Annotated in this window: 16 protein-coding genes and 3 tRNA genes; 9 read left to right on the plus strand and 10 right to left on the minus strand. The window is 54.4% G+C overall.

Going from position 1 to position 15522, the window contains the following annotated elements; genetic code table 11:
- Positions 1-6: 6 nt before the first annotated feature.
- From OXF42_01415 to OXF42_01445, 7 genes are all read right to left on the minus strand, one after another.
- Positions 7-744: an ankyrin repeat domain-containing protein gene (locus OXF42_01415; GenBank protein MCY4046759.1), complete on the minus strand. Its 738-nt coding sequence runs from the start codon at positions 742-744 to the stop codon at positions 7-9.
- 78 nt (positions 745-822) lie between these two features.
- On the minus strand, positions 823-1902 hold the full coding sequence (locus OXF42_01420; GenBank protein ID MCY4046760.1) for a quinone-dependent dihydroorotate dehydrogenase: 1080 nt from the start codon (positions 1900-1902) through the stop codon (positions 823-825).
- A 12-nt stretch (positions 1903-1914) separates the two neighbouring features.
- Complete coding sequence (ychF, locus tag OXF42_01425; GenBank protein ID MCY4046761.1) at positions 1915-3000, minus strand: redox-regulated ATPase YchF; 1086 nt, start codon at positions 2998-3000, stop codon at positions 1915-1917.
- 28 nt (positions 3001-3028) lie between these two features.
- Positions 3029-3103 (minus strand) — tRNA-His (locus OXF42_01430).
- Between the two features lie 13 nt (positions 3104-3116).
- Positions 3117-3191 (minus strand) — tRNA-Arg (locus OXF42_01435).
- 23 nt (positions 3192-3214) lie between these two features.
- Positions 3215-3288: transfer RNA gene (locus tag OXF42_01440), tRNA-Pro, on the minus strand.
- Positions 3289-3345: 57 nt separating this feature from the next.
- Positions 3346-4242, minus strand: a complete 897-nt coding sequence (locus OXF42_01445) for an MBL fold metallo-hydrolase (GenBank protein MCY4046762.1) — start codon at positions 4240-4242, stop codon at positions 3346-3348.
- A 53-nt stretch (positions 4243-4295) separates the two neighbouring features.
- Between OXF42_01445 and OXF42_01450 the strand changes: the two genes are divergently transcribed.
- The 9 genes from OXF42_01450 to OXF42_01490 are packed head-to-tail and all read left to right on the plus strand — an operon-like array spanning position 4296 to position 13493.
- The gene (locus OXF42_01450; protein MCY4046763.1) at positions 4296-5168 is read left to right on the plus strand and encodes a cysteine synthase family protein; all 873 of its coding nucleotides are present in this window, start codon (positions 4296-4298) and stop codon (positions 5166-5168) included.
- A 41-nt stretch (positions 5169-5209) separates the two neighbouring features.
- Complete coding sequence (gene ftsH / locus OXF42_01455; GenBank protein MCY4046764.1) at positions 5210-7108, plus strand: ATP-dependent zinc metalloprotease FtsH; 1899 nt, start codon at positions 5210-5212, stop codon at positions 7106-7108.
- Entirely contained in the window at positions 7105-7995 is an 891-nt protein-coding gene (folP, locus tag OXF42_01460) for a dihydropteroate synthase (protein ID MCY4046765.1), read from the plus strand. The genes ftsH and folP overlap by 4 nt, the downstream gene beginning before the upstream one ends.
- The gene (gene cdaA / locus OXF42_01465) at positions 7992-8807 is read left to right on the plus strand and encodes a diadenylate cyclase CdaA (GenBank protein ID MCY4046766.1); all 816 of its coding nucleotides are present in this window, start codon (positions 7992-7994) and stop codon (positions 8805-8807) included. The genes folP and cdaA overlap by 4 nt, the downstream gene beginning before the upstream one ends.
- Positions 8807-9760: a CdaR family protein gene (locus tag OXF42_01470; GenBank protein MCY4046767.1), complete on the plus strand. Its 954-nt coding sequence runs from the start codon at positions 8807-8809 to the stop codon at positions 9758-9760. Before cdaA ends, OXF42_01470 begins: the two co-directional genes overlap by 1 nt.
- 17 nt (positions 9761-9777) lie before the next feature.
- Positions 9778-11106, plus strand: coding sequence for a phosphoglucosamine mutase (gene glmM, locus OXF42_01475; GenBank protein MCY4046768.1), 1329 nt, complete (start codon positions 9778-9780; stop codon positions 11104-11106).
- A complete protein-coding gene (locus tag OXF42_01480) occupies positions 11103-11828 on the plus strand; it encodes a pyridoxine 5'-phosphate synthase (protein MCY4046769.1) in 726 nt (241 codons plus the stop codon). The genes glmM and OXF42_01480 overlap by 4 nt, the downstream gene beginning before the upstream one ends.
- Complete coding sequence (acpS, locus tag OXF42_01485; protein ID MCY4046770.1) at positions 11825-12199, plus strand: holo-ACP synthase; 375 nt, start codon at positions 11825-11827, stop codon at positions 12197-12199. The genes OXF42_01480 and acpS overlap by 4 nt, the downstream gene beginning before the upstream one ends.
- A complete protein-coding gene (locus OXF42_01490) occupies positions 12189-13493 on the plus strand; it encodes a bifunctional folylpolyglutamate synthase/dihydrofolate synthase (protein ID MCY4046771.1) in 1305 nt (434 codons plus the stop codon). Before acpS ends, OXF42_01490 begins: the two co-directional genes overlap by 11 nt.
- On the opposite strand, the gene OXF42_01495 is transcribed toward OXF42_01490, so the two are convergent.
- Genes OXF42_01495 through rpe form a run of 3 tightly spaced genes read right to left on the minus strand, consistent with a single transcriptional unit; the run spans position 13452 to position 15503 of the window.
- Positions 13452-14177, minus strand: coding sequence for an ATP-binding protein (locus OXF42_01495; GenBank protein MCY4046772.1), 726 nt, complete (start codon positions 14175-14177; stop codon positions 13452-13454). The genes OXF42_01490 and OXF42_01495 overlap by 42 nt on opposite strands.
- Complete coding sequence (locus tag OXF42_01500; GenBank protein ID MCY4046773.1) at positions 14170-14826, minus strand: hypothetical protein; 657 nt, start codon at positions 14824-14826, stop codon at positions 14170-14172. The genes OXF42_01495 and OXF42_01500 overlap by 8 nt, the downstream gene beginning before the upstream one ends.
- A complete protein-coding gene (gene rpe / locus OXF42_01505) occupies positions 14823-15503 on the minus strand; it encodes a ribulose-phosphate 3-epimerase (GenBank protein ID MCY4046774.1) in 681 nt (226 codons plus the stop codon). The genes OXF42_01500 and rpe overlap by 4 nt, the downstream gene beginning before the upstream one ends.
- Between the last annotated feature and the right edge of the window lie 19 nt (positions 15504-15522).

Below are 15522 nucleotides of genomic sequence, written 5' to 3' on the forward strand. Positions count from 1 at the left end.
TAGTGGCTATTTCTTCTTCAACAACTGCTGAATCCTCTGTCTTGCTCGTTGTTGACCCATTCTAAGAGCCTTGTGAACCTCATCTTTATTTTCCCAATTATAAATTCGTCCAGATCTACCGGCTAACCCATAAACGGTGTAACCTTTGATGTCTCGCTCTCGCACATCAGCACCATTGGCAATAAAAGTAACTATAACATCTGGATTTGGTTCATAAGGGTTAGTTATTGCCTCCATCAGTGGCGTTTTTCCTGCATCATCTTTTGCATCCACATACGCCCCTGCTTCAAGAAGTATAATGATAGTTTCGGGCAACACTTTGTGGGAAGTAATGCCCGCATAATGCAAAGGCGTACCACCATATACATCCCTTGCTTTGACATCCGCACCACTGTCAATTAAGGACTGGATAACTTGAGGATTAGGATTGGCAATACCTTCCATTAATGCCGTTGAAGCGTCCGAATACTGTCCCTTGGTCTTGGCGTTGACCTCTACACCTTTCTTGACAAGGAATTTCACAACATCGGGATAGGGGGTATACTTTGCTGCGTAGAACAAGGCAGTCTTCCCATCTCTATCTTTCGCCTTTACTTTCGCCCCTCCCTTTATGGCTTTCTTAATATCTTCAAGCGTTGCGGTTTCCATAAACTGATAGTCCAGCAACTTATCTTTCTTTGTTGCTTCCGCAAGTGATGAAAGCCCAAAGAGGACAATTAGGGCAATGGCAAGTAGTCTTTTCATAGCAAACCACACTTTTTCTACGAAGTGATGGGCATTGTAACAGGATTACTTCCTGCGTCAAAACAAACTGACTCTATATCAGACATCCGCGCCCACAATCTCGGAGATGGACTTAACGCCCTCTTTTTCCATAAACCGGACAAGCCCGCGATTTATATTACCGGCAACCCCCGCCCCCTCGCCTCTTATGGCGGTGAAAAGTTGAACCGCACTCGCTCCGGCTTTGATTTTTTCAAGCGCGGTTTCGGCGTCCTTAACCGCGCCTGATCCTATAACGGTTATCTTCCCCTTCGTCTGAGAGCGTATATATCTGACCCTTTCGGTTGACAGTTTTCTGTAATCCTCATCGTCTCCGCTCACTCCGCCGCTTCGTTCAGCCCACCGCTCGCCGTATTTGGCTTTAATCTGCGGCGAGTTTGTGGTGTTGGTCGCAATGACGCCCCGCGCCCCGGCTGACAAAACCGCGTCTATCACGCCGTCCGTTTCGGCAAATGACAGTTCGGGAGAGACCTTCACATAAACCGGAATTTCCCCGGCAACGGGGACAACCGCTTTCAGGATCTCGGACAGATACTCCCTTGCCTGAAAATCCCTTAAGCCCGGAGTGTTCGGGGAACTGACATTAACCGCAAAATACGAAGCAAACCGGAGCAGTTTTTTCGCCGTTTCCGCATGCTCCGCCGGGTCGCCGTCCTTATTCAAACCTATGCTTATGCCGACCGGCATCGGGAACGGAAACGACTTTTCCAGATTTCCGGCGACTCCGTCCGCGCCGGGGCTGTTGAAACCCAGACTGTTGAGAAACACCCCCGGAGCGAGTGAAAAAAGGCGGGGGCGGGGATTTCCGACTTGCGGGCGCAAGGTAACAGTTCCGACCTCCGCGCACGAAAAACCCATGGCGCGCATTCCCTCAACCGCCCTTCCCGCTTTATCCCACCCGGCGGCGACCATCAGCGGGCTGTCCAGACGAATGCCGTCAAACCCGACCTCAAGGCGGGCGTCTTTGAACCTTGTTCCGCCGTTTGCCGCGAGTTCGGCAAGAAAAAGGGTCAGGCGCGTTTTTGCCGCAAAATGCAGGCTTTCAACGGCAAGGGAATGAAGCGTTTCCGAATCAAACCTGTCAAGTATGGGGCTTATCGCAGTTTTGTATACGGACACTTTCCCGCCTCCCTAAACATTGAAGCGGAAAAGCATAATGTCTCCGTCGCACACTTCGTAATCCTTCCCCTCGGAGCGCATTTTCCCGGCTTCCCGCGCCGAGGCTTCAGACCCTGCGGCGACAAAGTCCTCGTATTTGATTGTCTCCGCCCTGATGAACCCTTTTTCAAAATCGGTATGGATGACACCCGCCGCCTGAGGGGCTTTTGTCCCGCGTTTGATTGTCCAAGCTTTTGCTTCCTTGGGACCCGCCGTGAAATAGGTTATGAGACCAAGCCCGTCGTAAGCGGCTTTTACCAGTTTTTGAAGGCCCGTTGTCTCAATCCCCATTTCCTGCAGAAATTCCTCTCTCTCCTCCGGGTCAAGCGTTGAGATTTCCTCTTCAATTCTGGCGCAAACCTTCACCGCCGGGGCGGACATTTTTGCCGCATGGCTTTCAACTTCACGCGAGAATTCCGAATCGGCCTCACCGTCCGCAACATTGCACACATACAAAAACGGCTTGGCGGTCAGAAGAAAAAGCTGCTGTTCCGCGTTGATCTCCGCGCAATCCGGATGAGCGCGGGCAAGGTTGCCTTCCTCAATAAACCGCCTCAGTTCCTCAACTTCGGAAAGGTGTTTCCTTATCTCCTTGTCGCCGCTCTTTGACTGGGATGACAGTTTTTGCTCTCTTTTTTCAAGCGTCTCAATATCTTTAAGTATCAGTTCGGTCTCAATGGTCTCAATGTCGCGCGCGGGCGAAACCGAGCCGTCAACATGGGTGATGTCGCCGTCTTCAAAGCACCGGACAACATGCGCTATCAAGTCAACCTCGCGAATATGGGAGAGAAAGGCGTTTCCCCTGCCCTTGCCTTCGGAAGCCCCCTTGACGAGCCCCGCAATGTCAACAAACTCAATAAAAGCCGGAACGGTTTTCTTCGGGCGGACAATTGACTCTATCTTTTCCAGCCGCTCATCCGCAACCGGAACTACGCCCACATTGGGCTCTATGGTGCAGAAGGGGAAGTTTGCGGCTTCCGCCCCGGCTCCCGTGAGAGAGTTGAAAAGAGTTGACTTGCCGACATTTGGAAGCCCGACAACACCGCATTTAAGTCCCATGGAATTTTTTCAACGCGCGCCCTGCAGGGGTGAATGACCGGATTTGAACCGGCGACCTCCGAGGCCACAACTCGGCGCTCTTACCAGACTGAGCTACATCCACCATATCTTTTTTTCGCGCCCGAGAGGATTTGAACCTCTGACCCACGGATTAGAAGTCCGTTGCTCTGTCCGGGCTGAGCTACGGGCGCAGACGCCTAATCCGGCAAGCGTGTCGGGGCGAGAGGATTTGAACCTCCGACCCCGGCGTCCCAAACGCCGTGCGCTGCCAAACTGCGCCACGCCCCGAATTCAACGCACGCCTATTATACATTGCTTGATGAAACGGAGCAAAAGCCAACCGTTTCACTTTTCCATCCTGAACTTCTTCCAATACCTGATAAGCCCGCCGGTGTTCATTCCCACCGTGTCCGTGTTCCTGTAGGAGTCAAGCAACTTTTCCCCCTCCGGACGCGACAACACCCGATCTTCCAGATGCCGCTGAAACCCCTCCGCTATCTCATCGTCCGCAACACCCTCTTCAACCCTTTTGCCAACCCATGAGGAAAACTCATCAAGCGCCTCTTCAAGGTCGTCAAGGTGGGCGGCGACATCGGTGTGCCGCCCGAAATGTGTCGGACAGAGGCACTCCGGAGATATGCTCCGTATCTTGTTTGCCGTTTCGCGCCACAGTTCTATGTTGATCTCCGGCGGCGGCGTGGGCGGGATTACAGCGCCGGAATCTATCCTCACGCCCGCGGCGTCGCCCGAAAACATTTCGCCGTCATTGGTCAGGTAACAGTGGTGATGCCCCGCATGACCCGGAGTGTCAAAAGCCGTTATCTTGAGGCCGCCCAGAGAAACCGTCCGCCCGTCTTCAACCACCTTGATTCCGTCTTTGTCAATCGGTCTGATATCGCCCCACATTGTTGCCATATTGTCCTCTCCGAACACCCTTGCCGCGGATGCCACAAGACGTTCAGGGGCGGTCAGGTGTTCCGCGCCGTTCGGATGAACATAAACCTTTGCGCCCATTTCGGCGTACTTCCACGCCCCGCCGCTGTGGTCAAGATGTATGTGCGTAACAAACACATGCCTGATGTCCGAAGCCGCCGCCCCGAGCGCGGCGAGACCCTTCTCAACATTGCCGAAAGTGGAATGCGGGCCGCTCTCCACAAGCGCCAGTCCTTCGGAACTGTCAAGCAGGTATGAGGCAATGACCTTCGGTGATATAAAATTGTGGTCTATTATCTTTGCGTCCATAAATTACAATCTACTGGTGAAGAGTTCAGTTCACAAGGCGGAAAGCACGAAAAATGACACCGATGCTAAAACTTAAAACCCCGGTCTCTGAGGCGGATATCTGGGTGAAACTTGAGAACATGCACGGGTCGGGCAGTTCCAAGGAAAGAATCTGCGCGGCGATAATCGCCGATGCGGAAAGCCGAGGACTGCTTCGGGCGGGTCTGTCAACCCTGGTGGAAGCGACAAGCGGAAACACCGGCATAGGGCTCTCCTACCTGTGCGCGGCGCGGGGATACGCCGCCGCCCTGTTTATGCCCGAAAATGTGGAGGCCGAAAAAAAAGCGATAGCGCGCGTCTACGGGGCGGGGGTGTTTGAAACACCGGCGGACAAGGGAATATTCGGAGCGATGAGCGAAGCAAAGCGGTTTGTCTCTGAAATGCCGGAGGCGCGCTTTCTTGTGGACCAGTTCTCAAATCCGCTGAATCCCGAAACCCACGAGCGCGAAACGGCGCGGGAAATCACAGGCCAGATGCGCGGCGGGATAGACGCCTTTGTGATGGGGGTCGGCACGGGAGGAACGATTACCGGCATCGGGCGGGAGATAACAAAACAGTTTCCGGACGCAAAAATTGTTGCGGTTGAGCCGGACGCCTCAGCCGTTCTCTCCGGCGGAAAGGCGGGCAAGCACTCCATTTCAGGCATAGGAGCCGGGTTCATTCCCGATGTTCTTGACACCGGAGTTTACGACTCCATTGTTACGGTGACGGACGAAGAGGCGCGGCGCGGGACGGAGCGGCTGGCGAGGGAAAACGGGTTGCTTGCCGGTCCCTCGTCGGGAGCAAACTACATCGCCGCCCAAAAAGTTGCGCGTGAACTCGGCCCTTCCGCGCAAGTGGTCACCATAGTGTGCGATTCGGGCGACCGCTATCCGGCGGGCGGGTAATTGAAACAGTCCGCCGCGTGTGATATTTTTGAGAAGCCCCTATGAAAAGCAGTGTCTTCAGGAGCATCTTTATCTGGTTGCTGATCTTTGTCGGATTGGTGGCCTTTTACCAATTCAAGGACTCAGCCGGAGAGAAACCGCTTCAGATTTCTTACGGAAACTTCCTCTCCTACCTTGAAGACGGAAAGATAAAAGAGGTGAAAATAAGCCTTGAAAGCGGCCTTGTGGAAGGCTCTTTCGCGGACGGCTTTCTGCCTCCCGCGCCGCCGGTTGACAAAGCCGATGACACCCCGCAAGCCACCGGCGCGGAAGGGTTCAAAACCTTCGGCCCCGTGAGCGATGACTACCTGCTCAAAGCCCTCGTCAACAGCAAGACCCGCTTCAGTTACGAAAAAAGTTCAGGCAAAACACTTGGGCAGATACTGATAAGCTGGGGCCCCTTCCTGTTCCTGATAATGCTCATCTTCCTGTTTTTGCGCCAGATGCAGACCGGCGGCTCGCGCATGATGTCGTTCGGGAAAAACAAGGCAAGAATGCTGACCATGGACAAGAACAGAATAACATTCGGGGATGTGGCCGGAATTGAAGAGGCGAAGGAGGAAGTGAGGGAGATAGTGGAGTTTCTGAGAAACCCGTCCAAGTTCACCTCCATCGGCGGCAGGATTCCCAAGGGCGTGCTGCTTGTCGGCCCTCCGGGAACGGGCAAAACCCTGCTTGCCAGAGCGATAGCGGGAGAGGCGAACGTTCCGTTCTTTCTGATAAGCGGGAGTGATTTTGTGGAGATGTTCGTGGGGGTGGGCGCTTCAAGGGTGAGAGACCTCTTTGCTCAGGCGAAAAAGAATTCTCCCTGCATAGTTTTTGTGGACGAAATTGATGCGGTCGGCAGGCACCGGGGGGCGGGGCTCGGCGGCGGGCACGATGAAAGAGAGCAGACCCTAAATCAGTTGCTTGTGGAGATGGACGGCTTTGAAAACAACAGGGGAACCATAGTGATGGCGGCGACCAACCGCCCTGACGTGCTTGACCCCGCGCTTTTGCGCCCCGGAAGATTTGACAGGCAGATAGCAGTCCCCCTGCCGGACCTCAAGGGACGCGAGGCCATACTGAAAGTTCATTCGGGAAAGACGCCGCTTAAGGAGGATGTTGACCTCGCGGTCATAGCGCGTTCAACTCCCGGTTTTTCCGGAGCGGATTTGGAAAACCTTGTCAACGAGTCCGCTCTTCGCGCGGCGCGGCGCGGCGTCAATGTGGTGTCAATGGAGGATTTTGAATACGCAAAAGACAAGGTCATGATGGGCTCGGAGCGCAAAAGCCTTGTCATCAGCGACAAAGAGCGCGAAATAACCGCGTATCACGAGGCGGGGCATGCGATTGTGGCAAAACTCACCCCCGGCACAGACCCCATACACAAGGTGACCATCATCCCGCGCGGAATGGCCCTGGGGCTGACTCAGCAGATACCGGAGGAAGACAAATACACGCAGTCCCGGTCATACCTGAACGCAATGATTATGGTTCTGCTCGGCGGACGGGCGGCGGAAGAGGTCATATTCGGAGAGCGCACAAGCGGAGCGGGCAATGACCTGAAACGGGTTACGGAGATAGCCAGAAAAATGGTGTGCGAATGGGGAATGAGTGAAAACATCGGCCCCATATCGCTTGCGAAAACCGATGAACAGGTTTTTCTCGGCAAGGAGTTTCAAAGAAGCGCGGAGCACAGCCAGCAGACGGCCGAGGAGATAGACAAAGAGATTAAAAACATAGTGGAGACAAATTATAAAAAGACCCTGAAGGTGGTCAGGGAAAACACCGACCTGCTCAAATCGGTGGCGCGGCGGCTGCTGAAGAAAGAGAGCATAGACGGAAAAGAAATTGACGAAATAATGGAGGCGGCGGACTTGTTCGCAAAGCATTTCAAAGTGGCGGGCGCCGGAACATGACGGCGGGTGAAACAAGCGCGGCGCGGTTTCCTCAAGCGCCGGTTCTTAAGGTCAAAGGCAAAGTTTTACAAACCTCAAAGACCCTCGTAATGGGGGTTGTGAACCTGACTCCCGACTCATTTTTCCCTCAAAGCAGATTTGACGGAAACATTGAGGAAACGGTTTCACGCATCGGGCGCATGTTTGATGAAGGGGCGGACATTGTGGACATCGGGGCGGAATCCACAAGGCCCGGCTCTCTTCCCGTGAGCGAAGAGGAGGAGACCGCGCGTCTCATGCCCGTTGTTGAGATGTGCGCGAAAAAATTTCCGGACGGCATCCTGTCCGTTGACACCACAAAAGCCGCAGTGGCGCGGCGGGCTCTGGAGGGCGGAGCGCGAATGATAAATGATATAAGCGGCCTCGCTTTTGAGCCTGAAATAGCGGGCATTGTGGCGGAAGCGGGAGGCGCGATAGTCCTTTCCCACACCTCCGGGCGGCCAGACATTATGCAGAGCAGAACCGAATACGGGTGCGTGGTGAGAGATGTGACGGACTGTCTGAAACTGTCGGCGCAAAAAGCCATAGAGGCCGGAGTGGGTGAAGAGTCCATAGTGATTGACCCGGGCATCGGGTTTGGGAAAACGTTCCGGCAGAACCTTGAAATACTGAACCGGCTTGACGAGTTTGCCGCCCTCCCCCACCCCGTTCTTGTGGGAACTTCGCGCAAATCCTTCATCGGCGAGGCGCTTGGCGGGCTTCCCTCCGAAGAGCGGCTTGAGGGAACTGCGGCGACCGTGGCGGTGGCGGTTATGAAAGGCGCGTCCGTGGTGCGGGTGCACGATGTCAGGGAAATGGCGCGTGTGGCGAGAGTGGCGGACGCGATAAAAAACAGGATGGCGGCATGAAAGAGATAACGGAGATTTTGTCACTGGATTTCTCCGGCGGCTTCGGCGTCGGAGACGCCGTTGACCTGCTTCTGGTCACGGTGATTATTTACAAACTCATATCCATTCTCCAGAGCAAACGCGCCATACAGATGATCATGGGGCTGTTTTTTATATTCGGCGTCTATCTGCTGTCGGGCAAACTGGGCATCTTCACAATCAACTGGATACTCGGCGAGTTCCTCAGCGCGATAATCATCATAATAGTGGTGCTGTTTCAGAACGACATAAGAACGGCACTCGCCAGTATCGGGCGCGGTTCGCCGTTGAGGAAATTTTTCAAGCAGTCAAATTACAACGCGCAAACGGTGGATGAGGTGGTAAAGGCGGCAAACTACCTTGCCAATAACAAAACGGGCGCCATAATCGCCATAGAAAGGGCGAATAGCCTCGGCGATTTTGCCGAGGGGGGAATAGTAATTGACGCATCCGTCTCCGCGGAAACCCTGATAAGCATATTCAACCCCGGCTCTCCCCTCCATGACGGGGGCGTGATAATCAGAGGCAACAAGATACACACCGCCGGATGTTTCTTCCCCATAGACACAAACCCGGAAATCCCCAATCATTTCGGAACGCGTCACCGCGCCGGATTCGGGCTGTCAAATGAAACTGATGCCGCCGTCATTGTAGTTTCCGAAGAAAGGGGGGAGATATCGCTCATGGTTCAGAACGAGCGGAATTTCGCAATAGACGCAACGGCGGTCAGGAGCGCGCTTATATCTCTTCTTGACTCACAGGGCGCGGCGCGGGACAAGGAGAAAAGCAGTTGATGTCCTCGGTAAGTGTTGGTCGGCTTGCCCTCTCATTCCTGCTTGCGGGCGCTCTGTGGTTTGTGGCAAACTACGAGTCCGATCTGGAAAAAGAGGTTGAGATACCCATCAACTACCTCAACCTGCCGGAAAATCTGATCATCAGCAACAAGCCCTACCTGCCCGTTTACGTAAAATTGAGAATAAAAGGAACGCGCAGTCAGGTCTCCTCCGTTCTGAAAACCAACGCCGCCATAAATGTAGACCTTCGGGATGAAAACACCGGAACTTTCTCCCACAAGATAAGCCCCGAATCAGTCAGCCTTCCGAGAAATGTGCAGATAGTAAGAATAAGCCCCCGCGAGGTCAATCTGGACATAGACACAATTCTTGAGAAATTCGTGCGCGTGAACCCCGACCTCGGCCAGCCCGCGCAGGGATATAAAATGGACGGCCCGGCAAAAGTCATACCCTCGGCGGTTAGAATCAGGGGCCCCCAGAAGGTCATACGGGACATCAGCGAGGTGGTAACAGTTCCCATTGAGGTGGAAAAAGAAAAATCAACCTTCTCTCTGGATGTGGGACTTGTGCTGCCGGATTCCCGTGTGGAATTCACGGAGAGCGAAACTGTGAAGGTAACGGTAAACATCATTGAGACAAACGTGGAAAAAACATTCCGCAGTCTTGAAGTGAAAATTGTAAACGCGCCCAAAAAAGACATTTATTCTCTGAAAAATAACACGGCGGACATTAAGTTTTACGGGCCGCGCTCCCTGATAAACAGCCTTTACAGTGAAGACATCACAATATACGCCGATGTCCGCGCTGCGGGGGAAATAGAGAAAGGCGGCAGAAAAACCGTGCCTCTGGAATCAAAATACCCCCACGCTGAAAAGATACGGCTGATGGGCATCTCGCCTGAAAAAACCGTGATTACAAGACAGAAAACAACGGAAGGGGAAAAGGGAAAGTAACAAGCGAAAGCGGAAAACTGTTCGGCACGGACGGAATACGCGGGGTGTCCGGCGCTTTTCCGGTGAGCGCGGAAGGCGCAAGAAAGGTCGGCTTTGCAATTGCGGAAATTCTGAAAAGAAACAAGCCCGCCCCTCTGGTGGCGGTGGGCAGAGACACGCGAAAGTGCGGAGCCGGTCTTCAAGATGAGATATGCCGGGGACTCACCGGCGCGGGAGCCCGGGTTGTTTGCGCCGGAATATGCCCCACGCCCGCCGTTGTGTCGCTCATTATTGAAAGCGGCGCGGATGCGGGAATCATGGTTTCGGCCTCTCACAATCCGCCGGAATACAACGGCTTCAAAGTGTTCAATTCAGACGGGCTGAAAATTCCGCAAGAGGCGGAGGCGGAGATAGAAAGCGAGTTTGAAAAACCCGGAGATTTGCCGCCGCCCCGAAACGGAGAGGAAAACGGGTTGTGGAAAACCGTTTACGGAGACGCGCTCGGCGGGTCCGCTCCGGAGGGGCGCGACTTCTCCGGAATAAAAATTGCCCTTGACTGCGCAAACGGCGCCATGAGTGAAATCGCTCCGGAGATATTTGAAAAAACAGGGGCGGCTCTTTACACAATCGGTTGCGAGCCAGACGGCGATAATATCAACAGCGGCTGCGGTAGCCTGCAACCCGCCGCGCTGGGGCGGGAGGTCAGGCGGCGCGGCGCGGCTTTCGGCGCGGCCCTTGACGGAGACGGAGACAGAGTGTCATTCTGTTGCGAGAACGGGCGGGAGGTGGACGGCGACAAGATCATTGCCCTGTTTGCGGCGGCGATGGTTGAAAATCAAACGCTTAAAAAACCTTCCGTTGCCGCAACTGTGATGAGCAACAAAGGGCTTGAAATTTTTCTTGAAAACATGGGGCTGAAGATGGTGCGAACCGCCGTGGGAGACAGAAATGTCGCCGATGCAATGAAAAAAGAGGGTTTAAATTTCGGCGGTGAAAAATCCGGACACCTGATATTTTCCGATTATTCAACCGGCGGAGACGGGCTTCTCGCGGCTCTTCTCATGGCTGATATGGTCAAAGAAAAAAACAAACCGCTCTCTCTCATCCTGCCGGAGTTTGATCTTTTCCCTCAGGTTCTCAAGAATGTGCGTGTCCGGGAAAGAAAATCGTTTGATTCCATGCCGGGTCTCCGAGGTCTGGTTGCGGCAAGGGAAAAGAAACTTGGGAGGGCGGGAAGGATACACATCCGCTATTCGGGCACAGAGCCGCTTGCAAGAGTGCTGGTTGAAGGTGAAGATGAAAGCGCGGTCAACAGCGCCGCCGAAGAAATAGCGGAGACCATAAAACGGGCGGAGGGCGCGCCGTGACGCTGTTGAATGTAAACATAGACCATGTGGCCACCCTGAGGCAGGCGCGGGGCGGAAGCGAGCCGGACCCGGTAAAGGCGGCTCTTGCCGCTGAAAAAGCGGGAGCGGCGGGCATAGTGGCGCATTTGCGGGAGGACAGAAGGCACATACTTGACGGCGACCTGTTTGAACTCCGGCGGCGCGTCTCCACCCGGCTTAATATGGAGATGGCGGCGACCGCCGAGATGACGGAGATTGCGCTGTCCGTTCTTCCCGACACGGCCACCCTTGTGCCGGAAAAGAGGGAGGAATTGACAACCGAAGGGGGGCTTGATGTTGCCGGAAACCGGCGGGCGGTGGCGGAAACGGTTTCCGCTCTGCAAGAAAAGAATGTGGCGGTCAGCCTTTTCATAGAGCCAAGTCCAAAGCAGGTGGAGGCGTCGGCTGATATCGGGGCGGATATGGTTGAAATCCACACGGGCGTGCTTGCAAATGCGTCTTCACAAAAAGATGCGGACAGGGAGATGCTGCTGATAAAGGACGCCGTTTCATCCGCGCTGTCTGCGGGCTTGTGTGTAGCCGCCGGGCACGGGCTTGACTACGGGAATGCGGGCGCGGTGGCGGGCATTAAGGGAATGGAAGAATTGAACATTGGTTATTCCATAGTTTGCAGGGCGGTTTTTGACGGTATGGAGAAAGCGGTGAGGGATATGGTGGCGGTCATGGGAGGGAAAACGGGTTGATACTTGGAATAGGCACGGACATAGTGGACAACGAAAGAATAAATTCCGTTCTTTCAAAACACGGGCAAAGATTCATTAAAAAGGTTTTTTCAAGCCGTGAGGCGGAGCGGTTGCGGGGAGTCGGGAACACACAGCGGGCGGCGTCAACCTTTGCCGCAAAAGAGGCGCTGGTAAAGGCGCTCGGCACGGGTTTCAGATACGGCATCTCTTTTGGCGACATTGAAGTAGTCCGCGACCGGCACGGAAAACCCCGCATCAATCTGTCCGGCAGGGCGGCGGGTTTCGCCCGGAAAATGGGAGTGAAGCGCATCCACCTGTCTCTCTCTCATGAAAAATCCCACAGTGTGGCCGTTGTTCTTCTTGAATCCTGAAACAGACCCTTTCAAGTATCTCAACTCGCTCGGACGGCACACTGTCAAGCCCGGACTTGAGAGAATATCATCCATCATGAGCGCGGCGGACAATCCGCATTTACTGCAAAATTCCGTGCTGATAGCCGGAACAAACGGCAAAACATCGGTCGCCGCCATGCTTGCCAAAATACTCTCCGGCGCGGGTCTCCGCACGGGCCTTTACACCTCCCCCCACCTGATAAAGGTGAATGAGAGAATAAGCGTTGACGGGATTCCGATAACAGACGCCGAATTTGCCGGTGCAATAAACGAAGCGCGGCGGGTTTCGCTTCTGGTCGGCGTTCAGCCGAGTTATTTTGAAATCCTGACTGTGGCGGCGTTTATTTTTTTCAAGGAAAGAAAAACCGATTTTGCCGTGCTTGAAACCGGAATGGGAGGAAGGTGGGACGCAACAAACATCTCGCGTCCGCTTGGGACGGCGATAACCAATGTTTCGCTTGACCACACCCGCTATCTGGGCGGCACTGTAGAGGAGATAGCGGCGGAGAAAGCGGGAATAGCAAAGCCGGAAACCCCTCTTGTAACGGCGGCTGAGGGCGGCGCGCTTGGTGTCATAGAAAAGATCTGTTCTGAAAAAAATGCTCCCGTTTCTGTAAACGGAAGGGATTTCAGATGTCGGCAAACGGGGAACGGGGAGTTTTCATACGGAGGACTTAAATGGGAGATTCACGGCATTCGCCCGGCGGCAAAAGGAATTTTCCGGGCGGAAAACATTGCGGTCGCCCTTGCGTGTGCCGAATCGCTTGAGGCGGCGGGCGGTTTCAACATAACGCCGGACGGGGCAAAGGAGGCGGTGGAGAGCGCCTTTGTCTCCGCAAGAATGGAGTATCTGCGCCACTCCCCTCCCCTGATATTGGACGGAGCGCACAACGCCGCCGCCGCAGAACGTCTTGCGCGGTCAATAAGGGAGAGCCACGGGGAGGAAAAGTTTGTTTTTGTTGTGGCTATGTCTGATGACAAAGACCACCGGAGGTTTGTGGAGAATATCGCTCCAGTATGTTCGCGCCTTATATTCACAGGGACCGGAGGTGAAAAGTTTGTTGACCCTGAAAAATTGTTAAAACTCGCGCCCCCGCAAATCAGAGCGGAGGCGGTTTCGCCTCCCTTGTTTGCCATGGAAAAGGCGCTTCAAACATCACTTCCCTGTTGTTTGACGGGTTCGCTTTATTTCGCGGGAGAAGTAAAGAGGTTGATACACGAACATTCCGTCTCAATCCATCCCCAAAAACTCGCACATCGCCGAAATCCTTGAAAAACTTCTGTCCCCCACATGAGTCTTAAACTCGCTCTCGCCATATTTAGTGGTAATAACCGTCTTCGCCCTCGCCCCATGACGTTTTGAAACAATACTCTCAAGCACATTCCTCTCCCAATCCGTAATCTCCCTCCCGCCGGAGCCGACGCCGTCTATTACAAGCAACGGGATTTTGAAAAGCGGTTCAAGAACAACAAGTTCGGAAGTCCCCGCGCTCCTGTCTTTCAAGCGGAGAATCAAATCGCCAAAATCCTGAAAGAGACACCCCACCCCTTGTTTGAGCGTAAGTTCCGCCACCACCAAGGCGGCAAGATCACTCTTGCCGCACCCGGCGGAACCGCAAAGAACAAAACCTTGCCTTTCAGGATAGTGAGTTATAAAACCCTCCACATATTGGGCGGCGGCAATGTAGTTGTTCGTCACGCTACCGCCTTTCACCCTGGCGCCCGCCATTACTGCGGGAATCTGCGCCCGGTTGTATTTTTTCACATTGTCGCGCATATCTGAGCATGAGCGGCACGAAACCTTGGACTTGTAGCCATCCTTCTTTTCAATAAGAAACCCCCGCCCCCCGCAATCGCCGCAATCCCCGGCGCAACCACACACAACCGCGCGCGCAAACTCGCCTTTCCCGTCTATCCGATACTTCTTGCCGCCGCACTTGTTGCAACTGTCACCCATCGCCTTCCTCACCCGACAGGGAAAACAGCCCCTCAAAACCGGCCTCCCTCATAACAAGATCATCCACACAGGCGGTCAGAACCTTTTGCTCTTCATCTTCATTGATAAACTTCCGCCCCGAAGAAAAAACCGTTTCACGCGCGGCGGACACAATACGCTCGCGGCGGGACGGCTCAAAAACAGCCATTAAATCTTCACACATTTGCCTGCGCGTTTGCTTCAACAAATCCCACACATCCGGCGCTTCGGGAGTGGACTGCGAAAAGGTTTTATGCGCCGCCCTCAAACACTCCGCGATCTTCGGGTCGCGGGTTTGAGCAAGAACATTTGTCATATTCACTGAGACCGCCGAAAGAACGGAATGGACGCCCGCGCGCTCCGCCTGCCCGCCGGGGGCGACGGACGGAGAGCCGCCCGCCCGCTCTTCAACAAACCTGCTGCATGCGGAAATTCTCATCCTTTTCACCCCGCCGCCTTCAAACGCCTTTTTTATGCCCGTCAGAACATCCTGCTTTGATATGCCGTCTCTCCGCCACTTCATAAGAAGATGCTCGTCTTCGGAGGAGATCATCGCCACCCTGCCCGCGAGGGCGCAGAAATAGTCAGTCACCTCGCGTATGTAACTGCTTTCAGAGTCCGTATCGCTCATTGCGCCCGACCGCCCGCAAGTGATTTCATTTTCCGGACCGCCGCGCTTATGTCGGGCTTGCCGAATATGCCGGAGCCGCTCACAAGGGCGTCCGCGCCGGCGCTGAAAACCGCCCCGGCATTTTCAAGAGTTATGCCGCCGTCCACCTCAATGATTGGCGCGCCGTCAGAAGGCGGGCCCAATACGCCGCGCAACTCCCTTATCTTTCCGAGAGACGACTCTATGAAACTCTGCCCTGAGAACCCCGGCTCAACCGACATCACAAGAAGAATATCCGCATATTGAATCATGCCGCCAATGCGGGAGACGGGCGTTGAAGGGTTGAAAGCCAGACCCGCTTTGAGGCCGAGGGAACGTATGTGAGAGAGAACCGGCGGCGCGTCTTCGCACGACTCAATCTGAACGGTGATGCCGTTTATCCGGTCTCCGCCCGCCTGCGCGAATGCGTCTATCATGTTTTCGGGATTCTCTATCATAAGGTGAACATCCATCGGCGGGCAGTAGCCGGTCTTTGAAAGGGACGCCACAACCGGAACTCCTATGCTTATATTGGGAACAAAACGCCCGTCCATAACATCCACATGTATCCAGTCCGCCCCTCCGTCCGCCGCAACGCGAACCTGCTCTCCGAGATTTGTGAAGTCGGCGGCGAGAATTGAGGGGGCGATAATGCTCATAATCCGTGTGAATTATACC

This window comes from Candidatus Dadabacteria bacterium, from assembly GCA_026708565.1.
GTDB lineage: Bacteria > Desulfobacterota_D > UBA1144 > Nemesobacterales > Mycalebacteriaceae > Mycalebacterium.